At 37.0% G+C, this 24,396-nt stretch carries 22 protein-coding genes and 1 pseudogene; 16 read left to right on the top strand and 7 right to left on the bottom strand.

Annotated elements, in window-relative coordinates; all coding sequences use genetic code 11:
• The first annotated feature begins 6 nt into the window (after nt 1–6).
• On the top strand, nt 7–828 hold the full coding sequence (gene proC / locus NZD88_RS08890) for a pyrroline-5-carboxylate reductase (RefSeq protein WP_341483009.1): 822 nt from the start codon (nt 7–9) through the stop codon (nt 826–828).
• On the opposite strand, the gene NZD88_RS08885 is transcribed toward proC, so the two are convergent.
• Nucleotides 809–1,231 (bottom strand): VanZ family protein, encoded by a 423-nt coding sequence (locus NZD88_RS08885; RefSeq protein WP_259828787.1) that lies wholly within the window; start codon nt 1,229–1,231, stop codon nt 809–811. The two genes, proC and NZD88_RS08885, sit on opposite strands and share 20 nt — an antisense overlap.
• A 55-nt stretch (nt 1,232–1,286) precedes the next feature.
• Between NZD88_RS08885 and lnt the strand changes: the two genes are divergently transcribed.
• Nucleotides 1,287–2,921 carry an apolipoprotein N-acyltransferase gene (lnt, locus tag NZD88_RS08880; protein ID WP_259828786.1) on the top strand — a complete coding sequence of 545 codons (1,635 nt, stop codon included), beginning with the start codon at nt 1,287–1,289 and terminating at the stop codon, nt 2,919–2,921.
• A 452-nt stretch (nt 2,922–3,373) separates the two neighbouring features.
• Here lnt and NZD88_RS08875 read toward each other — a convergent pair whose 3' ends face one another.
• Entirely contained in the window at nt 3,374–5,089 is a 1,716-nt protein-coding gene (locus tag NZD88_RS08875) for a T9SS type A sorting domain-containing protein (protein WP_259828785.1), read from the bottom strand.
• 240 nt (nt 5,090–5,329) lie between these two features.
• Here NZD88_RS08875 and rpmB point away from each other — a divergent pair, with 240 nt between their 5' ends.
• The 6 genes from rpmB to NZD88_RS08845 all read left to right on the top strand — a co-directional run bounded on the left by rpmB (nt 5,330) and on the right by NZD88_RS08845 (nt 7,788).
• Entirely contained in the window at nt 5,330–5,572 is a 243-nt protein-coding gene (rpmB, locus tag NZD88_RS08870; protein ID WP_002976757.1) for a 50S ribosomal protein L28, read from the top strand.
• A gap of 6 nt (nt 5,573–5,578) precedes the next feature.
• Complete coding sequence (gene rpmG, locus NZD88_RS08865; RefSeq protein ID WP_027373683.1) at nt 5,579–5,761, top strand: 50S ribosomal protein L33; 183 nt, start codon at nt 5,579–5,581, stop codon at nt 5,759–5,761.
• Between the two features lie 19 nt (nt 5,762–5,780).
• Nucleotides 5,781–5,933, top strand: coding sequence for a DUF4295 domain-containing protein (locus tag NZD88_RS08860; protein ID WP_002976755.1), 153 nt, complete (start codon nt 5,781–5,783; stop codon nt 5,931–5,933).
• 99 nt (nt 5,934–6,032) lie between these two features.
• Nucleotides 6,033–6,500, top strand: coding sequence for a RidA family protein (locus NZD88_RS08855; RefSeq protein WP_259828784.1), 468 nt, complete (start codon nt 6,033–6,035; stop codon nt 6,498–6,500).
• 9 nt (nt 6,501–6,509) lie between these two features.
• Nucleotides 6,510–7,463 carry a signal recognition particle-docking protein FtsY gene (ftsY, locus tag NZD88_RS08850; RefSeq protein ID WP_259828783.1) on the top strand — a complete coding sequence of 318 codons (954 nt, stop codon included), beginning with the start codon at nt 6,510–6,512 and terminating at the stop codon, nt 7,461–7,463.
• Nucleotides 7,464–7,533: 70 nt separating this feature from the next.
• The gene (locus tag NZD88_RS08845) at nt 7,534–7,788 is read left to right on the top strand and encodes a GlsB/YeaQ/YmgE family stress response membrane protein (protein ID WP_259828782.1); all 255 of its coding nucleotides are present in this window, start codon (nt 7,534–7,536) and stop codon (nt 7,786–7,788) included.
• Between the two features lie 72 nt (nt 7,789–7,860).
• Here NZD88_RS08845 and sppA read toward each other — a convergent pair whose 3' ends face one another.
• Nucleotides 7,861–9,615, bottom strand: a complete 1,755-nt coding sequence (sppA, locus tag NZD88_RS08840; protein WP_259828781.1) for a signal peptide peptidase SppA — start codon at nt 9,613–9,615, stop codon at nt 7,861–7,863.
• A gap of 20 nt (nt 9,616–9,635) precedes the next feature.
• Here sppA and folK point away from each other — a divergent pair, with 20 nt between their 5' ends.
• The 5 genes and pseudogenes from folK (at nt 9,636) to fmt (ending at nt 15,874) form a co-directional block, all read left to right on the top strand.
• Nucleotides 9,636–10,052, top strand: coding sequence for a 2-amino-4-hydroxy-6-hydroxymethyldihydropteridine diphosphokinase (gene folK, locus NZD88_RS08835; protein WP_259828780.1), 417 nt, complete (start codon nt 9,636–9,638; stop codon nt 10,050–10,052).
• Between the two features lie 24 nt (nt 10,053–10,076).
• A pseudogene (locus NZD88_RS08830) lies at nt 10,077–11,180 on the top strand (OmpA family protein); the annotation flags it as partial.
• A 71-nt stretch (nt 11,181–11,251) separates the two neighbouring features.
• Nucleotides 11,252–12,688 carry an OmpA family protein gene (locus tag NZD88_RS08825; protein WP_259828778.1) on the top strand — a complete coding sequence of 479 codons (1,437 nt, stop codon included), beginning with the start codon at nt 11,252–11,254 and terminating at the stop codon, nt 12,686–12,688.
• A 77-nt stretch (nt 12,689–12,765) separates the two neighbouring features.
• Complete coding sequence (locus NZD88_RS08820) at nt 12,766–14,673, top strand: RecQ family ATP-dependent DNA helicase (RefSeq protein WP_259828776.1); 1,908 nt, start codon at nt 12,766–12,768, stop codon at nt 14,671–14,673.
• Between the two features lie 256 nt (nt 14,674–14,929).
• On the top strand, nt 14,930–15,874 hold the full coding sequence (gene fmt, locus NZD88_RS08815) for a methionyl-tRNA formyltransferase (RefSeq protein WP_259828775.1): 945 nt from the start codon (nt 14,930–14,932) through the stop codon (nt 15,872–15,874).
• Between the two features lie 263 nt (nt 15,875–16,137).
• Here fmt and ribB read toward each other — a convergent pair whose 3' ends face one another.
• On the bottom strand, nt 16,138–17,259 hold the full coding sequence (ribB, locus tag NZD88_RS08810; RefSeq protein ID WP_169235729.1) for a 3,4-dihydroxy-2-butanone-4-phosphate synthase: 1,122 nt from the start codon (nt 17,257–17,259) through the stop codon (nt 16,138–16,140).
• A gap of 67 nt (nt 17,260–17,326) precedes the next feature.
• Entirely contained in the window at nt 17,327–18,331 is a 1,005-nt protein-coding gene (locus NZD88_RS08805; protein WP_259828774.1) for an LLM class flavin-dependent oxidoreductase, read from the bottom strand.
• Between the two features lie 542 nt (nt 18,332–18,873).
• Between NZD88_RS08805 and NZD88_RS08800 the strand changes: the two genes are divergently transcribed.
• On the top strand, nt 18,874–19,713 hold the full coding sequence (locus tag NZD88_RS08800; RefSeq protein WP_259828773.1) for a M12 family metallopeptidase: 840 nt from the start codon (nt 18,874–18,876) through the stop codon (nt 19,711–19,713).
• Nucleotides 19,714–19,756: 43 nt separating this feature from the next.
• Here NZD88_RS08800 and NZD88_RS08795 read toward each other — a convergent pair whose 3' ends face one another.
• On the bottom strand, nt 19,757–21,883 hold the full coding sequence (locus tag NZD88_RS08795) for a helix-turn-helix domain-containing protein (protein ID WP_259828772.1): 2,127 nt from the start codon (nt 21,881–21,883) through the stop codon (nt 19,757–19,759).
• An 82-nt stretch (nt 21,884–21,965) separates the two neighbouring features.
• On the opposite strand from NZD88_RS08795, the gene NZD88_RS08790 reads away from it, so the two are divergent.
• Complete coding sequence (locus NZD88_RS08790; RefSeq protein WP_259828771.1) at nt 21,966–22,415, top strand: hypothetical protein; 450 nt, start codon at nt 21,966–21,968, stop codon at nt 22,413–22,415.
• A 315-nt stretch (nt 22,416–22,730) separates the two neighbouring features.
• On the opposite strand, the gene NZD88_RS08785 is transcribed toward NZD88_RS08790, so the two are convergent.
• Nucleotides 22,731–23,258: a gamma carbonic anhydrase family protein gene (locus NZD88_RS08785; protein WP_169235734.1), complete on the bottom strand. Its 528-nt coding sequence runs from the start codon at nt 23,256–23,258 to the stop codon at nt 22,731–22,733.
• A gap of 175 nt (nt 23,259–23,433) precedes the next feature.
• On the opposite strand from NZD88_RS08785, the gene NZD88_RS08780 reads away from it, so the two are divergent.
• Complete coding sequence (locus NZD88_RS08780; RefSeq protein ID WP_259828770.1) at nt 23,434–24,312, top strand: NifU family protein; 879 nt, start codon at nt 23,434–23,436, stop codon at nt 24,310–24,312.
• Nucleotides 24,313–24,396 lie beyond the last annotated feature (84 nt).

Here is a 24,396-nt window from a genome sequence, read left to right as displayed (position 1 = left end):
TCACGGATAAACAAAAACACACGTATGAAAATCACTATTCTCGGAGCAGGCAATATGGGCCTTTCTTTTTCAAAATCCTTCTTAAAATATGACCTGATCAAGCCTGAAAATCTACACCTGATCACAAGAAGTCAGTCTAAAATTTCCAAGATCGCCGAAGAGTTTCCAAAATCTAAAATCTCTACTTTTGAAGAAACCCAGGAACTGGATGCAGATCTTATCATCATTGCTGTAAAACCTCAGGATTTTCTGCATGTTGCCCAGAATTTTCAATTTACATTAAAAGAAAACCAAATGGTCCTGTCTATCATGGCCGGAATCAAAATTGAAAAGATTCAACAATTATTAAATCACCCGCTTGTCGTAAGAGCGATGCCCAACTCTCCTACCCTCTTGGGAATGGGAATTACCGGGTACACTGCTGCTAATGGCATCTCCTTCAGCCAACTGATCAATATTGAAAGACTTCTGAACAGTACCGGAAGATCGGTGTATCTGGAAAATGAAGATCTTCTGGACGGTGTTACAGCCCTTTCAGGAAGCGGACCTGCCTACTTTTATTATATTATTGATACTATGATCAAAGCTGGGATGGAAATGGGCATTGAAGAAAATCTTTCTAAACTGTTTGTACAACAGACCATGCTGGGTGCATACCACCTGATCAATAATTCTGAAAAAAGTCTTGAAGAACTCATTAAAGACGTTGCCTCCAAAGGCGGAACAACCGAAGCGGCGTTAAAGACATTTGAAGACAACAATTTTAAAGAAATTCTAAAAAACGGAATTTTAAATGCTGAAAAGCGGGCTAAAGAACTAAACGGATAAATTTCTTTTCTATCAGCCTGCAAAGCAGCCAGCCCAGAAAAACACCGAAAGTATTAAGAATGATATCATCCACCTCAAATATGCCCATTCTTGTAAAATACTGAAGCGCTTCAACGATGACTATAGAAGAAACGAAAACGTACAACAGCCTTTTCAGATCTTTAAGCTGAGGAAAGATCCACCCCAAAAATCCAAAAGGAATAAACATGATGATATTGCCCAGCACAATGAGCACAATATCTTTCCATCCAATGGTATTGTGGATAAACTCCAGCGTGGAGAGAATAGGCTCTACTGTAATCTGATTGTCTTCGTACTGAAATCTGCCCATTCCTAAAAACATAAGGTAGAGCAACACCAGTGTATACGGAACAATAACAATTTTATAAAATTTCTTTAACATCAAGTGCAAATTTATTCATTTCAAAAACATTAAATTTGTGTGTTAAATTAATTTAATGAAATACCTTTTACTTACGCTTATTTCAGCAATGCTACTATCCGTTTCGTGGCCCACTTACGGAATACCGTTCTTTATATTTTTTGCCCTTGTTCCTCTATTGATGATGGAACACGGCATATCAAAATTTTCAGCGTACAAAAGAAAAAGCTGGATGGTTTTCGGGCTCTCCTACCTTTGTTTTGTAGTCTGGAACATCGTAACGACGGGATGGCTGTATGGTTCCAAAAACCCGGACGGAAGCCATTCTATGATGGCCGTAGTTTTTCCGGTCCTTGTGAATTCGTTCCTCTATTCTCTTGTTTTCCAATGTTATCACTGGTACAAAAATGCACAGGGAACCTACTGGGGATTAGGGTTCCTTATCGCTATCTGGATGAGTTTTGAAAAATTCCATCTTAACTGGGAACTGACATGGCCATGGCTGAATTTAGGAAATGTATTTTCAGAATACCCTAAACTGATCCAATGGTATGATACACTGGGAGCAACCGGCGGAAGCTTCTGGATCTTACTCATCAATGTTTTAGTTTTCTATACTTTAAGAACCTGGGAAGCCGGAAGAAAGAGAAAAGATCTGATCAGAAATGTTTCTATTGTAGCTGCCCTGATTATTCTGCCTATGATTATTTCATTAGTCAAATACAATAACTTCAACGAAAAACCTTCCGGACAGGTGAATGTTCTGATGCTTCAGCCTGATCTTGATCCTTATGCTGAAAAGTATTCAAAGGACAGCCTTACCATTGAAAACGACCTGTTAACTTTAGCAGAAAATAATTCAAAAGGTAAAATCGATTATTATATTGCGCCAGAAACTGCACTTCCGGGAAGAGGTTCTATCTCTGAACCCACTTTTGAAAAAAGTGTCCTTTTAAATAATGTCAAAGGATTTTTATCTAAACATCCGGGAGCCGTTTTTGCCACAGGAATTTCTTCACACCGTTTTTATAAAAATCAGGAAAATATTCCAAAAGAAGCTTATCAGCTCAATCCTGAACTTTGGGTAGAAAGCTACAATACCGCCATTCAGATTGCACCACAGGAGAAGATTCAGGTGTATCATAAAGGAAAACTGGTACCTGGTGTTGAGATCTTCCCATACATGAGTGTTTTAAAACCTCTTCTGGGCGATGCCATGCTTAACCTAGGCGGAACCGTTGCTTCTCTGAGCATAGACAAGGAAAGAAAATCCTTCTCAAATCCTTACAATAAAGGCCGTATGGCACCCATCATCTGCTACGAAAGTATCTATGGTGAATTCACAACAGAATACGTAAAAAAAGGCGCCAATTTTATGGGTATTATGACCAACGACTCCTGGTGGGGAGTTACAGAAGGACACAAACAGCTTCTATCTTATGCGAAACTAAGGGCTATTGAAAACAGAAGAGAAATTGCCCGTGCTGCCAACAGCGGTATATCTGCACATATCAATGCCAAAGGAGAAGTGGTAGCTGATACTTTCTACGGCGACCAAACCACATTATTTGCAAAAGTGAATCTTTATGAAACCACGACTTTCTACACAAGAGCCGGGGATCTTTTATCAAGATTTTCCTTTTTTGCACTGGGCTTTTTACTGTTTTACTTTTTGATTGAAAAGTTCAGGAGCAGGATTAAGAAAGCTTAATATTGATGATCATCTTTTTTAAACATAAATAGCACTAATGGTCCGGGTAAATAAACAAGATTCTCTATACTGACCTGTCTATTTATTATTGAGAAATTTCGACCACAAAAGTCACAATAGATTTTGACACTTAAGTTATTTTAAGTTTAAATACTTTGCGAATAAGAAGACCACAGTAAGTTTAAAAAATCAAAGGTTTTTATTTACTATTAGGGCTATCAATATGTTTGAGTAAAAAATACGATAACGATTCAAACGACAAAAGTTCCACTCCCGCGTAGGGTGGCGAAAATTCAAAGAATTTTTGACGGGGTGGTCCAGCATAACTCAATAATTAAAAAGAACTTTATCCGTCGGGATAAAGTTCTTTTTCTAGATGACTAAATTTTCACTATCAAAAAAATAGAAAAGCCAGCTGGACGACTGGCTTTTCTCACTCATAGAACTATCAGTTATTTAATCATTAGTTTTCTGATGATTATTTCGTTTTTAATTTTCAGTTTTACCACATAAACCCCTTTCGTAAGATGGGATACATTGACAGACTGGTCATTATTTAAAACAACATTCTGTTTTCTGCCATCCATCGAATAGATTTCAACGTCCGAAACTTTCTCTCCTTTAATATGTATTTTCTCTGATGTCGGATTCGGATATATTGAAATCCGGCTGTCTATATTTATTACATCCAGGGTTGCCAATGTATTTTGAGCAGACGCATCAGAAAATACGTTTGAAGCATCTATAGATTTTACACTCCAGTATACATTCTGAATGGAAGGATCAAGATCCAGGAACCACGATGGTGTTGTTACTACATATTTTGCAATATTGGAAGCTCCGGGTGTAGATCCAACTTTGATTTCATAGCGTAACGCTTTCACCGGTGTCTTATCATCAGATGCTCCACTCCATGAAAATGTAAAACGGTTTCCGGTCTTTGCTACATTAAGGACTGCAGGAGGTACAGGTTTCAGATTAACCTCAGTAGAAGTATTTTTGAAAATTTTGGTAAGTGAAGGCATGTCCGGATCCGCCCAATCAAATCCGGCCAGCAAAACATCCAGACGGTGGTCATTGTCAAAGTCAAGTAAATTAACAAAACCCGGCCCTCCTAAAGTATGCAGTCCTGTAGGTATATGTTCAGTGAAATTTTGGTTCGAAGTATCATATAAAAAAGTTTTTACGACAGCATCATTATTTTCATCATTTCCGGAAACTATAAAATCATAGTATCCGTCATTATTCAGATCCCCTGTCGTTACAGATGAATCAGCGATCTTAGGAACATTGATCTGCTCTACATTCAGATGCCCGGTTCCATCATTCATAAGGACGGCAAGAAATCCAGAGTAGCTGCTATCCTGGCCTGTAACTACGATATCCTGGTAACCATCAGCATTGAAATCTGCGAAATCCATTTTTCCGCCTGTCAGGGACGTAAAATCCTGCGTTAGCGTTAATGTTCCTGCCTGATTGATATAGACTCTAAATATGGGAACATCACCATCAGCAACTCCTAAAATAACGAGATCCAGAAGATTATCATTGTTAAGATCTACAAATTTGAAGCTTCCATTTTGTGTTCCCGGCAGCCAGCCTTTGAAGATTTCAAAGTCAGTGCCTGTATTCTTATAAAAATCCAGATTATTTAAAAAACCGGCTCCTTCTACATATTGAGTTCCATTGATCGCGTAATCAATTTTGCCATCATTATTGAAATCGCAAGCTTCCAAGGATCCATAGATCTTTCCTGCAAGGTCAGCTTCTTTTGTAAAACCGCTTCCAGTATTTCGAAATCTGTAATGTTTATAGTTTACAACATCATTATAGCTTAGCCCTGTAGAAATAATATCCAAAAGACCGTCATTATTAAAGTCCATGAATTTTATATCTCCCAGGTGGGTTGCATCTGTTCCCAAATTGACATAAGATACCAGTGAAGTTCCATTATTTTTGTATACTTCATTGAAAGAGGTGTCAACATTTCCATCATCATCACTATCAATGGCTCCGTTGATCACTATATCCTGCTTTCCGTCATTATCCATATCAGCCACACCTGCTGCCCCGTAATAAAAATTCTTCATACCGGTCTGGATTTCAGCATAATCCTGCGCCATCAGCCCAACAGGAAGCATAGATAAAAGAATATAAATCCTCTTCATATTATTTTTATTTAGATTAATTAAAAACAAAGATAAAACATTGGAATTTGCTTTTCACGGAAAGTTTACATGAAATATATCAGTCACTTGGCTCAGCTTATGTCGGGATTTCGACTATTTTAAAATTCATGATTATTAATCAGCCTGTTATTTGTAAATATTTTCCAAAAGATTTGTCTATATAAAAAATTCTTCGTTATTTTGCACTCTCAAATATTATACAAATAAGAACATCGAGATATGTCAAGAATTTGCCAAATAACAGGAAAGCGTGCAATGGTTGGTAACAACGTTTCTCACGCTAATAACAAAACGAAGCGTCGTTTTGAAATTAACTTATTAGAGAAGAAATTTTACCTTCCGGAGCAAGATAAGCACGTAACACTGAAAGTATCAGCTCATGGATTGAGAGTGATTAACAAGATTGGAATCGAGGAAGCTATTGAAAGAGCTACTAGAAACGGATTGATTAAAAAGAATTAATAAATCATGGCAAAAAAAGGAAACAGAGTTCAAGTAATTCTTGAATGTACAGAGCACAAAGAGAGTGGTATGCCAGGAATGTCTAGATACATTTCTACTAAAAATAAAAAGAACACTACAGAGAGATTAGAGCTTAAAAAGTATAATCCAGTTCTTAAAAGATCTACCCTTCACAAAGAAATCAAGTAATTTATAAATATAATTTACCATGGCAAAGAAAGTAGTAGCAACCCTACAAAGCGGACAGTCAAAAAAAATGACTAAAGTTGTGAAAATGGTTAAGTCATCTAAGTCAGGTGCTTACGTTTTTGAAGAAAAAGTAATGAATGCAGACGAAGTAGACGGTTATTTGAAGAAATAATCTCCACTTTATTTACAATATAAAAAACTACTCAGATTTTGGGTAGTTTTTTTGTTATCTTTGTTCACCAGATTATTAATCAACTAAATATACCTTTATATGAAAAAGATTCTTATTCTGGTTTTCACAGAAATTTTTCTATTTTCATTCGGTCAGAAAAAAATGGACAATGTAGAATTTAAAAACTCAGCTGAAGTTTTCTCCATTAAAGGACTTTCACAATCAACAAGCATTGACTGTGGAAATTCTAAGATGATCTTTCTTTCCGGACAAGTTCCACTGGATGTTTCCGGCAACCTCGTAGGAGACAACGTAGAGAAGCAAACCCAGCAGATTTTTAAAAACATTGAATGCATCCTGAAAGAATATGGAGCTACAGCAAAAGATATTGTAAAACTGGGAATTTTCGTAACCGATATTTCCAAAATACCAGACTTTAGAAAAATTCGTGACTTGTATATCAACCTTCAAAATCCTCCAGTGAGCAGCCTTGTGGAAGTGAGCCGTCTTTTCAGAGATGACGTACTTATAGAAGTAGAAGCCACGGCAGTTATAAAAAACAAATAAGAATGAACTATGAGTTGGTTTAAAAATATTTTCAAAAAAGAAGAAAAAGAAACTTTAGATAAAGGTCTGGAAAAATCCAGCCAGGGGTTCTTTGAAAAAATGACGAAGGCCGTAGTCGGTAAGAGCAAAGTAGATGATGAAGTACTGGATAATCTTGAAGAAATACTTATTGCATCTGACGTAGGCGCATCTACCACCATCAAGATCATAGAAAGGATTGAAGAACGCGTTGCCCGTGATAAATATGTAAGTGTAAGCGAACTTGACGATATCCTTCGTGAAGAGATCTCAGGACTGCTTCTTGAAAATCCTCACGCAGGAACAGGAAATATAGACAGCTCGAAAAAGCCTTACGTCATCATGGTAGTGGGAGTAAATGGTGTAGGAAAAACAACGACAATCGGGAAACTTGCTCACCAGTTTAAATCTGAGGGCAGAAAGGTTGTACTTGGAGCAGCAGATACCTTCAGAGCGGCGGCAGTAGACCAGCTGACGATCTGGAGCGAAAGAGTGGGTGTTCCTATCGTAAAACAGGATATGGGCTCAGATCCGGCTTCTGTGGCTTTCGATACCGTACAGAGTGCCGTTGCACAAGGGGCAGATGTAGTGATCATTGATACCGCAGGAAGACTTCACAATAAAATCAACCTGATGAATGAACTTTCCAAGATCAAAAGAGTCATGCAGAAGGTCATCCCTGATGCTCCTCATGAGATCCTTCTGGTTCTTGACGGTTCTACAGGACAGAATGCGTTTGAGCAAGCAAAACAGTTTACAGCAGCCACTGAAGTCAATGCATTAGCAGTAACAAAACTTGACGGAACTGCAAAAGGCGGTGTGGTCATAGGTATATCAGATCAATTCCAGATTCCGGTAAAGTATATCGGTGTAGGTGAAAAGATGCAGGACCTCCAATTGTTTAATGGTACAGAATTTGTAGATTCTTTTTTCAAGAAAAGATGATTTTTATCATATTTATCTTTAAATTAGTATTTCAACTTTTAAACATTATTAACAAATAAAATTTAGGACTATGGGAATTTTAACTTGGATCATATTTGGTCTTATTGCAGGTGCAATTGCAAAACTTATTATGCCGGGAACACAAGGCGGCGGTTGGCTGATAACGATTATCCTAGGTATTATTGGAGCTTTCGTAGGAGGATTTATAGGCAGCTTTTTGGGATGGGGAACAACAGATAGTTTCGATTTCAGAAGTATGCTATTAGCCGTAGGCGGAGCTTTAATTGTTCTTTGGGTATACGGAATGGTAACAAAGAAAAGCTAGCATTAGCAGATAAAAAATAAAATCCCGGATCTGAAATTCAGATCCGGGATTTTTTGTACAATATAATTTAGTTTAGTCGATCTTAATCTGGTAAGGCATTTCCATTTTCACCTCAGACTTCAGTTTCTCATCTGTGATCTGCTGAAGGATTTCATAGTTGGCTTTTCCTATTTTATTTTTAATAATTCTTGCAGAAATATCTTCTTCATTAAGGTCTTTGAAGATCTGCTCAAAAGGAGTCATTCTCTTAGGATATGAAGATATGTGGTAAGATTTTAAACCAGCTTTTTGTGCAGCAAACTTCACAGCGTCATTCAATGTTCCCAATTCATCTACAAGCCCGATTTCCTTTGCACGAACACCACTCCATACTCTTCCACCTCCTACACTGTCGATCTGCTCGAAAGTCTGCTTTCTGTTTTGAGTAACAAAATGTACAAATCTCTTATAGGTTCCTTCTACACTTCTCGTGATCAGGTTGACTCCGTAAGCCGTCACACCGTTCAGAGCTGAATAATACTGAGAATTGGCATTGGTCGCAACAATATCTGAACGAATCCCATTTTTATTCGCAAGATCTTTGTAATAAGGTATCACTCCGAAAACTCCTATAGATCCTGTCAGTGTATTAGGTTCAGAATAGATCTTATCTGCTGCCATTGCGATATAATAACCTCCTGAAGCAGCATAATCACCAAAAGAAACTACTAAAGGTTTTTTCTTTTTCAATTGCTGAAGTTCAAATAAAATCTCATCCGAAGCATTGGCACTTCCCCCCGGAGAATTGATTCTGAAGACCACTGCTTTTACTTTATCATCATCCTGAAGATCTCTGATATACTTGATGTATTTTTCAGAATAGATTTCGTTATAGCCATCTCCATTGTTAATTCCTCCTGACGCATACAATATAGCCACTTTCTCTCCTGCCTTATCTTCATCTGAATAAGAATTGATATAGCCTGCTAATGATACTTTATTCAGTTTTTCTTTCTCTTTAAGACTCAGCTTAGCTTTTATCATCTGATCATACTCTGTTTTCTGGATCAGTTTATCAGCAAGCTTATATTTTAAGCCTAATTCAGGAATCATTCCGTATAAACTGTCGACAACTGTTTTAAACTGAGCTGTATCAATTTTTCTTGAAACAGCCATCTTAGTGGAGGTATTTTTCCAGATATCATTTAAAAGTGTACTCAGCTGCTCTTTATTTTCAGGAGAGATATCATTTCTTAAAAAAGGTTCTACAGCAGACTTGAATTTTCCGTGACGGATCACTTCTATCCCAATACCATATTTATCTGCAAAATCTTTAAAAAATGTAACTTCTGTAGCAAGTCCTTTCAGTTCTATCATTCCGGATGGGTTAAGATAATACTGATCAGCTACAGATCCTAAATAATAAGAAGCCTGTGATACCGCATTTCCGTAAGCGTATACAAATTTCCCACTCTTTTTAAAATCTTCAATAGCATTTCTGATATCATCGATTTGCGTCATCCCTGCATGGAGATCATCAGCCTCAATACTTATCCCTTTAATATTATCATCGGTCTTCGCTTTCCTGATAGCTTCCAGTACATCGTACAAAAGGACACTTTTGCTTTTATCGCTGATGTTAAACAACCCTACTTCCTCTTCGGTTGGGCTATCTATTATATTGGTCTTTAAATTAATCGTCAGAACAGAATTGTTTTTCACGGCAACAGATTTATCGTTCCCCATGGAACTGAATACAATCATCATAATGAAAAAGACGAAAAATACGGCACATAATAGGACAATTGCCACTATATTTGCCAATACGTTTTTAAAGAAACTTCTCATAAATCAATCAATTTTCTAATATGTCGCAGAATAAGGTCGTTTTGTTACTGGGAAGTAACCTTGGAGATCAAAAAAAAAATTTAGAATACGCTTTACAGAAAATCAGTGATGGTGGTAATAAAATATCACAAACAAGCGAATTTTTAATTACTGAACCTGTAGAGTTTGTTAGTTCCAATATTTTTTGTAATATTGCATCAATAATATTCACGCGTCTTTCACCAATTCAACTGCTTGATTTTGTTAAAGGTATTGAAATGGAAATGGGCAGAATTAATGATTCAGCATCATCTGGAAGTTACAGCGATAGAATAATAGATATTGATATCATTAAATATAACGATTTGAAATTCAAATCAAAAAGATTAGAGATACCCCATCAAAAGCATTTATTTGAAAGGGATTTTTCTAAAATATTATTGAAAAATTTTATCTAAAATAAAAAACATAAAACATACAATATGAAATTAGGTTTATTATTATTGGCCGCACTGCCTATCACAGCTTACGCTCAGGACAGTACAACAGTAAACTCTTCAACCGAGTATCCTAATACCTTCTCTTCAGGTTCTGCTAATGTAAAACCATTCGACAATAAGTCCAGACGTTTCAACGACTGGTCTATTTCTGTTGGTGGAGGTGCAGCATTTATGGCTCATTCCGACCTTAGATCTTTTTATGACAAAAAGGTCAATTGGGGATATAGTGCCTATGTAAGTGTTGACAAGCAGATCACGCATGCTTTTGGATTAAGCCTTATCTATCAGAGAGGTGAAACAAAACAGAAAGCAATGTTAGAAGGCGCAGTAGGTACTGCGGCAGGGGTAGGTACAGCAACTACTAAATTTGATCAGGTTGCTTTAATGGGAGATGTTAACTTTTCCAATCTATTGAGAAGAGTTGATAACCACTCTCCTTATAGATGGGCTTTACACGGTTATGCAGGAATTGGGTTCCAGGGTTATAATACTTCTCTGCATGACGCAAACGAATTCAGATGGAGTGACGCTCCAAAAAGAGTTCCTTTGTTTATCAAACAGAATCTTGACATTAACTCTCTATTTTATCAGTTCGGTGTAGGAATGAAATACAACGTTTCAAGACTTATCGATATCGAAGCGAGAACAATGTACATCATAAGTGGAGATGATGAATTTGACGGAGGCGGATGGGCTGGTCCAAACGACTACGATCCTGCAGCTTTCGGTTCAAAGTATAACATGATCAGCGATTCAAGATCTGATAATGCATGGACAGTTACTTTAGGAGTTTCTTTCAAACTAGGGAAAAATTTATCCCACTTAGCATGGCATGATCCTCTTCAGGAAGCATACTACAGAACAAGCGTTTTAGAAAATGCATCTACAGATCTTGTTGTATGCGAAAAAGGAGACGCTGATAATGACGGTGTATGTGACGATTGGGACAGACAGCTAGATACTCCTGCAGGAGCAAGAGTAGATGGTGCCGGTGTAGCTTTAGATATGGATCTTGACGGAGTGATAGATTTATATGATAAGTGTGTAACGGTTCCCGGACCTGTTGAAAACAACGGATGCCCTACAAAATAGTAAACAGCAATAAAACTGTTTTTATAAAAATAAAATCATTTAATTAACTAAATAAAAAATACACTATGAAATTAAGTTTAGCAATTGTAGCATTAGCACTGGCAATTCCAGCCACAAGCTATGCACAAGACTCAACAGCAGTTTCAAATGGAGAATATCCAAACACATTTTCTTCTGGTTCTGCCAATGTTTCCCCGTTTACCAATCAGTCAAAAAGATTCAACGACTGGTCTATTTCAGCCGGTGCTGGTGTACCGCTAGTTCAGTCAGGAGATTTGACTTCTATTAAGAATGGTAACGGTAAGAATCTTTTCGGATACTCTGCTTATGTAAGTATTGATAAAGCGATTACTCATGCATTCGGTTTAAAATTACAATATGACAGAGGTGAAACAAGACAAGGATGGTTCAATACTAAGGATGCTGCTCCAGATGCAACAGCGGTAGGGGCAAGAACTCAGTATGATGCGATCTCTTTATTAGGAGATATCAACTTCTCTAACTTATTAAGAAGAGTTGACAATCATTCTCCTTTCAGATGGGCACTTCACGGTTATGCAGGTATCGGTACGATTGCTTACAGAGCATACCAGAAAGATATCACTGGCCAAAGACTGGCTACTGAAGTTAAACCATTCAAGTTTGGATCTATGTTTATGCAGGCTGGTGCTGGTTTAAAATATAAAATTAACAGAAGAATTGACCTTGAAGGCCGATTGATGTATGTAGTAACCGGTGATGATGAATTCGACGGTGGAGGTGATAAATACAGTGCTATCAACAAACGTGAAGAGCAGGTATCTGACAACTTCTTCAATGCTACTTTAGGTATTTCATTGAAACTAGGAAAGCACGAGTCTCACTTAATGTGGCATGACCCACTTCAGGAAATCTATTACAAGCTTGATGTTTTGGCTAACAAAAACCAGGATATTGAAGTATGTAAGAAAGGAGATGCTGATAACGACGGGGTTTGTGACGATTGGGACAGACAGCTAGATACTCCTGCTGGTGCAAGAGTAGATGGTGCTGGTGTTGCTCTTGATACTGACCTTGACGGTGTAATCGACCTTTACGATAAGTGTGTGACTGTTCCTGGACCTGTTGAAAACAACGGATGTCCTACAACTACTACAGGTCCTGTAGTAGAAACAGAAACTAAACTTGAAGGAATTGAGTTTGATTTAAATTCTGACAGAATTTTACCTTCAAACACTCCAATCTTAAATAATGCTGTTTCATATATCAACTCTTCAAACGGTTCATATAATGTAATCGGAGCTACAGATACAAGAGCTTCTGATGCTTATAACCAAAAATTATCTGAAAGAAGAGCAAATAATGTTAAGACTTATTTAATTAAGAACGGAGTTCAGTCTGGAAAAATCAATGCAATAGGAAAAGGTGAAAAAGACCTTAAATATCCTGAGTGTGAGCCAGCTACTAAATGTCCTGAATGGAAAAACAGAGCAAATAGAAGAGTATACTTCGAAGCTAAATAATACAATTAGCAGTAAATATATCAAAGCCGTGCCTAGCACGGCTTTTTTTGTTGTAATACTTTTATTACTTTTACCTTATGATTTCTCAGCAGGATTTTCAAAAGTTAAAATATGATACTCTAAAGTTTTTTTGGGGCTATGATAGTTTCAGAGATTCTCAGGAAGAGATCATCAACGCAGTTATCAATGAAAATGACAGCCTCGTCCTGCTACCTACGGGTGCCGGAAAATCACTCTGTTACCAACTACCAGCCTTATTAAAGGAAGGCACCTGTCTGGTTATTTCTCCCCTGCTAGCCCTGATGAAAGATCAGGTAAGCCAGCTTAAACATCGCGGTATAGAAGCAGACTATCTATCCTCCGAATTGGATGAATATGATGCTGAAGCAGTCTATGACCGTTGTAAGGACGGACTTACCAAACTCTTGTATGTGTCACCGGAAAGATTGACCAACAGACAGTTTTTGCAGAATATTGAAGAAATTCAACTGTCTTTTATTGCCGTAGATGAGGCTCACTGTATTTCAGAATGGGGACAGGATTTCCGTCCTAGTTATCAGAACATCAAAGAATTTAGAAAAAATAATCCCAAGATTCCCTGTCTGGCTTTAACGGCCACGGCCACTCCTAAAGTACTGGAAGAAATAAAAAACAAACTGGAACTTAAAAAACCTTTTGTTTTCCAGAAGAGCTTTAAAAGAGAGAATATAAGAATCTTTATGGATGAAGTTTCAGATAAATTTCAACGTGTTTTTGATATTTTAAAGCACAACAATGACTCAGGAATTGTCTACGTAAGAACCAGAAAAGATGCAGAAATGCTGGCAGAATTTCTTAAAAAAAATCAGGTAAAAAATGTAGATTATTTTCATGCTGGTTTAACAACAAAAGAGAAAAATACAAGGCAAAATATGTGGAATCAAAGTGACAATCATGTCCTTATTTCCACCAATGCTTTCGGTATGGGAATAGACAAGGACAATGTCCGATTTGTCATCCACTACTCTCCTGCGCCATCATTAGAGAATTATTACCAGGAAATCGGTAGAGCAGGAAGGGACGGAAAAGACAGTTTTGCATTTCTTCTCTGGAATAAACAGGAACTTCTTAATTTTGACGAAATCTTAAAAAACCAAACGCCCAACAAAGCAGAGTTTTTAAAGATTATCACCTATCTCTACTCTATTTTTCAGGTGGCTGAATATGAATTGCCGGAAAAAGTATTCCAGCTCAATACTCAGGGCATACAAAACTTCACAAGATTGTCTAAAGCTAAGATCAGTAATGTTCTTAATTTTCTTCACAATCAGGAAATCATCTTTCATAACGACAACAAAAGCCTGTCTTCACTGGAGCTTCTTTTTAATGCTGATGAAATAGACCAGCTTCCACGAAAAGACGCTTATTTTATAGAGCTCCTGCTTCGTACGGTATCAGGAATCACCACACACAAAGTAATGTTCAGTGAGCAGCAGGTAAGTAATAAAATCGGTGTAAGCGTTCCGCTGATCAAAGAACGACTGAAGGAACTTCAGCAGAAAAATTATCTGGAATATGTAGACGGTGCCCTTTCGAGCATTAAATTTCTAAAACCGCGTGACGAAAGAGTAACCCATTCAGCCTATTGGAAACTTTTTGAGCATATCCAAAAAAATAAGATTCAGAAATGGGAGGAGATCAAGTTTTTTATAGAAAACAATGATTACTGTAAAATGAAACTTATTCTCGCCTACTTTGGCGAAAAGAATACGAAGAACTGTGGACAGTGTTCTGTCTGCGAAAAGAATAAACAGTCGATTTTCGGAAAAAATATTTCTCAGCAGATCATTAATCTATTGGCTAAAAAACCTTCAACCATTGAAGATCTTTCGGTACAGCTCAACTATCATTCTAAAAACAACATTTTAGAAAACCTGATCTTCCTTTTAGATGCCGGAAAAATAAAAATGCTGAATTTCAGAACCTATGCGCTGAGTAATGAATAATCGTGAATAGTGAATTTTGCTCCGCAAGTGAATATGGTAAATGATAGAGTCTAGATTTCAGATTTCAGACACGAGATAGGAGACTTTTCTAGGTTACAGATTCAAGAGAGAGCCAGAAATTAAGATTTTACATACCCAATTTCAAATAAATACTTTTACACCAACTAGCAACGAGCAACTTTCCCTCTCTCCCATCTCCCCTAAAACTCTCCAGCCCTAATACTCTCCAACTCCCAAAAACCCTTATCTTTGTCCTATGAAATCATTGAAAGTCGTTTTTTTAGGAACTCCGGAGTTTGCAAAGACTTCTTTGGAGGCCATCCATCAGTCAAAGCATGAAGTAGTAGGTGTTGTAACGGTAGCTGATAAAGCTAGTGGTCGCGGACAAAAGATCAATCAGTCTCCTGTAAAAGTGTATGCTTCAGACAATCATATTCCTGTTTTTCAGCCGGAAAAATTGAGAAACCCTGAATTTTTAGAAGAACTGAGAAAGCTGGATGCTGATGTTTTTATAGTGGTGGCTTTCAGAATGATGCCAAAGGTTCTTTTTGAAATGCCTAAACTGGGAACTTTCAATCTTCATGCTTCTCTTCTTCCTGATTACAGAGGCGCAGCACCAATCAATTATGCCGTAATTAATGGAGAAGAAAAAACCGGAGCTACCACATTTTTCATTAACGAAAAAATAGATGAAGGGAACATCCTTCTTCAGGAAGAACTGGAAATTTTACCGGATGAAAATGCCGGAAGTCTTCACGACAGATTGATGGAAATGGGTTCAAAACTGGTAGTAAAAACACTTGATGGCCTTGCAGAAAATGCTATTGTAGAAAAGCCTCAACCTCATGTGGAGCATCCTAAAAATGCTTATAAAATATTTAAGGAAGATACCAGAATCAACTGGAAGGCTCCTTCAAAAACAGTTCATCAATTCATTCTTGGTATGTCTCCTTATCCGGCTGCTTTCACCACTATAAAAATTGGAGAAGAAGAAAAAGGATTAAAAATATTCGCTGGAAAATTCGAAATTTCAGATCATGGAAAACCTTCCGGAACTTTGGATATTTCTAAAAATGAATTTAAAATCTATACAGAAGACGGCGTTTATTTTCCACAGGAACTTCAGCTTGAAGGCAAAAAAAGAATGACTGTGAAAGATTTTCTGAACGGCTTTAGAAATTTTGACGAAATAAGTTTGTAAAGTTTCGGGTTTTGAGAGTTAGAGTAGGATCGCGCGCGGTCTAGTTGCTCGTTATCGGATTTACTGCAAAACCAAGCATCTCTTTCTAGTATCTTAGTTCTTTGCTCTAAAAATCCCTCTCATTATATTCCCAAATACGTTTTTTTAAAGAACTCTGTCAGGGCTTAAAAATAAAAAAAGGTTTAGAGAAATTCTAAACCTTTTATCTTGAAATTATTTTATAAAATGATCAGTACAGACGATTGATCATTCTCAATTCACTTTTAAAGCTGAACCAGCTCGGTCACTTCTACATCATATCCTCCAACCTGAGGCTTGATATTAGGGTTCTGCGTGATCACTTTGAATTTATTGATTCCCAGATTTTTCAGGATCTGTGTTCCGATACCGTAATCTCTGTAATTGTATGCCAATGTAGGATGCTGCTCCTGCCCGTCCTGATAATTCAGAAACTGCTGAAGTTTTCGCAGTGTATTCTCAGAATTTGAAACGTTATTGATGAAAATAACGGCTCCTTTTCCAGCTTCATTCACCATATGGGTCACTTTTTCCAATAAAGGTTTTTCACCGTTATTAAGTCTTGTCAATACATCAAAATAAGAATCTGAAGACTGAACTCTTACTAAAACAGGCTCATCGACGGTCCATGCTCCTTTCGTTAATGCAAAATGGATTTGGTCGTTAGATGTTTCTCTGAAAGCATAAAAATCAAACTCACCATAAGCCGTTTTTACTTTCCTTTCTTCCAGTCTTTCGATAAGGTTTCCTTTTTTAAGCTGATAATGAATCAGATCTTCAATAGAAACAATCTTCATATCATGCTTTTGAGCGAAAACGTGAAGCTCAGGCAAACGTGACATAGTCCCGTCATCATTCATGATCTCACAGATCACACCTCCTTCTTTTAAACCAGCTAACTGAGTAAGATCAATGGCAGCTTCCGTATGTCCAGCTCTTTTCAAAACGCCTCCTTTTCTTGCACGAAGCGGGAAAATATGTCCGGGTCTCATGAAATCTGTAGGTTTGGATTTTTCATCCATCAAAGCTAAAATTGTTTTTGCTCTGTCACCGGCGGAAATACCTGTAGAAGTTCCGTTTCCAAGAAGGTCAACAGAAACGGTAAAAGCGGTCTCCTTAGGATCACTGCTTCTGCTTACCATTACTTCAAGACCAAGCTCGTCACATCTTTTTTCAGGAAGCGGCATACATATAAGTCCTCTTCCGTGGAGTGCCATAAAATTGATAATTTCTGGCGTTGTCAATTCTGCAGCGCAAAGAAAATCTCCTTCGTTTTCTCTGTCTTCATCATCTACTACTATGATTATTTTACCATTTTTAAGGTCTTCAATAGCCTCTGGAATAGTATTTAATTTAATATCAGACATGTTTACTTTTTATTTGTGCAAAGATACTTATAAAAATAAGCATCTGCCAATTAATATAGAGGGTTTGTTAGGCTTTGGATAAAGAGTTTGCTGCCTCTCTGAAAATTTCATAAGATCTCAGTCTTTTCTGATGATCGTAGATATGTGAATTGATAATTAATTCATCTACATTGAATTTTTCCTGAAAATCTTTCATCTTTTCTTCAATTTCTGCCTGATCTCCTATAAACGTATATCTTAGTTTCTGAAGCACCATGGATTTTTCCATGGGTGACCAGATATCATCCATATCATCTACCGGTGGTGCAAAAGGTTTACGGTCGTTTCTTACAATATTGATAAATGCCTGAAACAAAGTAGTTGAAATTTTGTGAGCCTCTTCTGAAGTTTCTGCGGCCACACCATTGACACAGGCCATGATATAAGGTTGATCCAACTGTTTTGAAGGCTGAAAATGTTCTCTGTAAATTTTAAACGCCATTTCCATCTGCTCGGGAGCAAAATGTCCTGCAAAAGCATAAGGAAGCCCAAGTTCTGCAGCCAGCCATGCACTTTCTGTACTGGATCCCAGCATATACAGTGGAATATCCAGACCTTCACCCGGAATCGCACGGACCAAAGCATCAGAATTTTCTTTTGAAAAATACGTCTGCAGTTCTAAGATCTGTCTTGGAAACTGTTGGTTGATGATCGCTGGATTTCTTCCCAGGGCCTGAGCGGTAAGACCATCAGTTCCGGGAGCTCTTCCCAGACCAAGATCTATTCTTCCCGGAAAAAGAGATTCAAGGGTTCCGAACTGTTCGGCAATGATAAGAGAACTGTGGTTGGGAAGCATAATTCCTCCTGATCCCACTCTTATTGTTTTCGTTCCGTTGGCAATAAAGCCGATCAGAACAGAGGTCGCAGAACTGGCAATACTTTCCATATTGTGATGCTCGGCAAGCCAGAATCTTTTATAATTTAAATTTTCAGTATGGTTTGCTAAAGATAAACTGTCCTGAAAGGTATCGTGAATGCTTTTCCCTTGCTTTACGGGAGCAAGGTCGAGCACCGATATTTCAAAATTTTTCATATCGAGATGTTTATTTTAAAGGTGATATAGAATCTCCTTTCAATTTCATTATTTTAAATTTTTAGGTTCTAAAAATCAAACAAATTTAAACCAATAAAATTGCATTAGTTACTTTTTGTAATTGATAAGTCTGATCGCCTAGTTCAGGCAAAAACTATTGAAAAATTTTAAATCTTAATTATATCTTTCGTAAATGAATTTCAGGAAGCAGGATGAAGAAAAAAAATTACTGCTATAGTATCTGTTGTATTCTTTTCGGATGAATTCCTATATACCTAAGACTGATTAATGATGTGAAAAATTGAAAAATTTCCACTATCATCTATTTTTCATACGCCTCCATTATCTTTCCTGCAACTGTACAAAAAACCAAAACAAGTTCACCTCAATTCCCTTAGTTTCCCTTTAAAATATTAAAGCAAAGCTTATTAATTATTAAAAAAACATATTTTAACATTAATAACTCATTAATAAGTGAAATAAAATACTATATTCGTATATAAAAAAAAGACTAAATATTAACACCAATAAAAAATATTATCATGAACAAAAAATCTAATAACCTATTTCAGAAAATACTGACAAAAAGAACTGTCTTTATAAGCTTTATTATTGCCGCTACTTTAGCATCTTGTAATAAAAATAATGAAGAGATGATGACAGAAGCCCAAACAACAGCCCTCCATGCTGAGAGCATTAAAAAGGGACAATTGGAAGGCCAGACTATTACTTATGAGAGAAAAGATGGAATGAACTTTTTCCAGGGGGATATTATACTATCCGACAAACAGTTAGCGGGAGATAATTCTAAAGGAGGCGCCAGCTTTTCAAGATGGCCGGGAGGTAAAATTTACTATACTGTTGCCAGTAACATGGGTTCTATCAATGCAAATAAAATTACCGGCGCAGTTAATGAGTATAATACTAAAACCAACACCCAATGGATTCCCCGTACCAATCAAACGAACTATGTGGAGTTTATTTTCGGAAGTTCATCCGGATCAGATGGATGGGCTCATATAGGATTCCAGGGTGGAAGGCAGAATATTTCTTTGGATCAATATATTTCTGTAGGATCAGTAATTCACGAAATGGGCCATACCGTAGGGCTTTATCACGAACATGCGCGTAAAGACAGAGATCAATATGTTAGTATCCAGTGGAACAACATTCAGGATGGACAGGCTTATAATTTCAATATGTATAATTCAGGAACGGATATAGGTCCTTTCAACATTAATTCAGTGATGATGTATTGGCCAAATTCCTATTCTAAAAATGGGCAACCTACTATTAAGAGAGCAAACAATACCAACTTTACCTACAATAGAACCGGCTTTACAACCGGAGATATTAATACAATCAATACGATGTATCCATAATTTCCAGTCTCAAAGGCTTACAATACAACTAAGGAAAAGAATTTTATGAATTCTTTTCCTTTTTAAAAGTATAATGATTGATCAAAATCCTGATCTCGTTAAATTCAAAATCGTTGGGCAACGCATTCTTCCATTCCGTTAAGGTTTCGTGTGGATTTTTGTAGAACTGGTCTTCAAATGCTTTGATCTTATCAGAAGTGATGACTCTTGAAATATCCAGCAATCCCTGCTCTGCAAATTTCGCTAAATGCCCGATCACGGTTTCTTTTACCAAACCTCTTTCCATTGCAATTTCACCGATGGTTTTTCCTTGTTCAAATAGCTGGAAGGTCAGGACCTGCGAAGGAACTTTTGCAATTTTTAAATTGATTTCTTTATCGTTTTTTTCATCTAAAAGCTTAGTTTCCAATAAATGAGCTTCTTTCAGGCTGTTCAGGTATTCTTCCGTGTCTTCCAGCCATTCCCTGAATTCTTCATTATACTGTTTTAAGCCTTTTGTCCCTTTAATTTCAGCATAAAATTCTTTCAACGGATTGAACACTTTATCCCTGATTTCCGTAAAGAAAAAATTAACTGCCCCTTTCGTTTTACCTTCAATTTCAGACCATTCTTCTTTGTTCTCAATAAAATTATTAACCTTTTGTGAAATAACCCTTTCCAGTTTTTCGAAAATTTTTCCAAGATTAACAATTTCATGTTTCAGCTGAAGATAAAGCTGATTGGTTTTTACATGATCGATACTTTTCGTGGTAATTGAAAGTTTATTCCATTCTTCCACTTCATGCAGAAACCACAGGCAGTTGACTGTACGTAGGACTTTCTTGATGCTGTAATCATATTTTTCACGGTTCAGGATAGCTTCTACATTGTCATTGGCAAAAGTATTTCCCTGGAACTGCAGAATTCTGTTGTCCTTAAAAATAACCTCCGGTGTAATTTTGGATTTTAAAACAATTCCTTCTAAAGTACGGCATCTTGACAAGGCTACATAAACCTGTCCTGCTGTAAAACTTTTTCCTGCATCAATAATAACATTGTCAAACGTTAATCCCTGACTTTTATGAATGGTAACCGCCCACGCAAGCTTGATCGGGAACTGTTCAAAACTTCCAAGAACTTCTTCTTTGATATTTTTTTCAGTGTCGAGGAAATATTTTTTCTGTTCCCACACTTCCCTTTTCACCACAATTTCTCTTTCGCTTCCATCAAGAACGACTTTGATTTCGTTATCATCAAGTGACATGATTTCACCCAACTTTCCGTTGAAATATTTTTTCTCTCCGGTAATATCATTTCTGATGAACATCACCTGTGCTCCCACTTTCAATTCTAAAAATTGTTCATTGGGAAACTGGTTTTCCTTGAAATCACCAAAAAGTTTAGCTTCATAGGTTTTCACCGTCAGGTCAATTTCCTCCAGCTTTTGTTGGTTGATCTCATCGGCCATTCTGTTGTGTGAACACAGATAAACGTAGGAATCCGTTCCTGCTTTAAAATCAGGATTATACCTTTCGTTCAGCACATCAAAATTAATATTCGCTACATCTCCGTCACGAATCGCGTTCAGAATATCCAGGAATTTCTCATCCGATTGTCTGTACACTTTAGTCAGTTCAATAGTCAGCAGAGGAATCTCTTTAACAGCATGACTGTCGAAAAAGAAAGGAGACTGGTAGCAAATCTTTAAAATATGTTCGTCCCTTACAACGGGAGGAAGCTGATACAAATCTCCAATGAACAACATCTGAACCCCGCCAAATCTCTGATTATTCCTTCTGATAAACCTCAGAGAAAAGTCCATCATGTCAAGAACATCTGCCCTCAGCATGGAAACCTCATCAATAATCAAAACCTCCACTTCTCTTAAAAGTTTAAGCTTATCTTTTCTGTATTTGAAATGGGGCATCAGATCGGCAATATTATTCGCCAAACTTCCATCAATACGGTCCGTAGTCGGTAAAAAAGTCCTTAAAGGCAAACCAAACATAGAATGGATTGTTACTCCTCCTGCATTGATCGCGGCAATTCCCGTAGGAGCTACTACAATATACTTTTTCCTTGTCTTCTTTACAAAGTCATTAAGGAAGGTTGTTTTTCCGGTTCCTGCTTTTCCCGTAAGAAAAACACTTCTGTTCGTATGCTCTATTAAGTCAAAAAAATGATTGTTCATCGCTCCAAAATTACGCAAAATGAATTTGAATTTGTTACCTTGGCATAACTTTTGAAAATTCTTTAACAGAAAAGAAATTATAATGAAAAAATTTTTCATCAATATTCCATTACTAGCATTATGCACTACACTTACCGTAGTTTCATGTAATACATCCAAGAATCTCAATACCAATCTTCCTAAAGATATCTCAGAAAGACCAGCCGATGAGGACAGTCAGAAATATGAGCAGGCCCAACTGGATAAGATAAAAGCATCCATTGAATCTGAAGCATCGAAAGAAAAATGTACTGATGCCTCGGAATGGACATTTGCCCCAATGGGAGCCAAAGCCTGCGGAGGACCTCAGCAATATATCGCATATCCTAAAAATACTGAGGCTACCCTATTACCAAGAATTGAAGATTATACACAGAAAGTAAAAACCTTCAACGAGAAGTACAATATTACTTCTGACTGTATGATGATCATGCCACCAACTTCTATCAAATGTATTGCTGGAAAAGCAACGTTGATAACGGCAGAACAATAAAAAAGAAAATCGAAGCAAAGGTTATATATTCCGTTGAATCATCAACAAAAACTCACTCAGGAGTTGATACTAAGGATAAAAAAAGCTCTATCAATTTGATGGAGCTTTTACTATTTTGTAAATTTTACTTCGTAAGTGGAGGTGAGTAGAGCCAAGAGCCAAGAAACAAGAACCAAGAATCAAGATGTTAGACATCAGATATTAGACATGAGACCTTTATAGTAAGTTAAAAACTAGCAACTGTCAACCAGCAACTACTCCCAACTCTAATACTCTAATACTCTAACACTCTAATACCCTAATACTCTAATACTCTCAAACTTCAAGATTCTCCTTATACCATGAAGAATACTTTACATAATTATCAGCGATTCTGTTCACTTCGCCTTCCAGCAACTGGGCAGAAATATCTTTAATTTTTTTTGCCGGAACTCCACCCCAAACTTCTCCTGACTTGATATGGGTTCCCTGTGTTACCACAGAACCTGCACCTACAATAGAATTTTCTTCTACCAGGCAGTCATCCATTACAATGGCTCCCATGCCAATCAGTACATTGTCTTTGATGGTACATCCATGGACAATCGCATTGTGACCTATGGAAACATTATTTCCAAGAATTAAAGGGTATTTCTGATAGGTACAGTGCAGCATGGCATTGTCCTGAACATTTACTTTGTCGCCCATTTTGATGTAGTTTACATCTCCTCTGATTACTGCATTATACCAGATACTGCAGTTCTTTCCCATGATAACGTCCCCGATAATGGTGGCCGTTTCTGCTAAAAAAGTATCCTCTCCTATCTGAGGTTTTTTTCCTAAAAGTTCTTTTACAATTGCCATAGCTTTAATTTGATGATTTGAAAATGAGTTCATTTGAAGATTACACTTCTGCTCACACTCATTTCCAACTTCTGAATTTTTATTTCTAAATGAGTGTGATAGCAAAAATCTAATTTCTAATCTCTGACTTCTAATTTCTAATTGCGTATTTTTGTATCTCAAATTTAACGAAAAAATGCGTACGATACTTATAGAACCAACTGAAAACCCGAAAGTGATGAAATTTGTCGCGGATTATAATCTGATCCCGGGATCTTTAGAGTTGGACAGAAGTTCAGATATTTCAGAAATTCCTTTAGCTCAGGAACTTTTCAACTATCCTTTTGTCGAAAGAATTTTCATTACTGCTAATTTTGTAGCGATAGCAAAGCAGGATACGATAGAATGGGAACATGTGGCTGACAGCCTTAAAAATGTTATTGAGGATGAACTATTAGCTAATCCGAGAATTTACCTTCAGAAAAAGAAGGAAATGTATCAGATCTATGCAGAGATGACTCCTAATCCGAATGCGATGAAATTTGTTTCCAGCAAAATGCTTATTGACGGTTTTGTGGAAGTAAAATCAAGAGAGGCTGCAGAAGGAGTTCCTTTAGCACAAGCGATCTTTAAGGAATTTGATTTCGCTAAAGAAATTTTTATTTCTGATAATTTTGTTGCCGTGACAAGAGATGATTCTGTAGAATGGCATCAGGTCATGATGGCTGTAAGAGGTCTTATCGCTGAATACCTTCAAAATGGTGGTGAGATCTCAAATATTGAACCTCAGAATCATGAAAGCCCTGTTGAAAAGATTATCAACAGAGAATATACAGACGATGAGCAGAAAATTTCAGATATCTTAAATGAATATGTAGCTCCTGCAGTAGAAAATGACGGTGGAAAAATTTCCCTGATGGAATATGATCAGGAAAGCAAAACCGCAAAAATGCTTTTACAGGGTGCTTGTTCAGGATGTCCAAGCTCTACCGCTACTTTGAAAAACGGTATTGAAAATATTTTAAAACAATTCGTTCCTGATCTGGTTGAGAAAGTGGAAGCGGTAAACGGGTAACGGGTTTTGAGTTTTGGTGTTTGAGAGTATTAGAGTTGGAAGTAGTTACTGGTAGACAGTTGCTGGTTTCTAGTCTTACTTTAA

The sequence above is a fragment of the Chryseobacterium pyrolae genome, assembly GCF_025153485.1.
GTDB lineage: Bacteria > Bacteroidota > Bacteroidia > Flavobacteriales > Weeksellaceae > Chryseobacterium > Chryseobacterium antibioticum.
The sequence above is the reverse complement of the archived record's forward strand: the minus strand, read 5'-3'. Positions and strand labels throughout refer to the sequence as shown.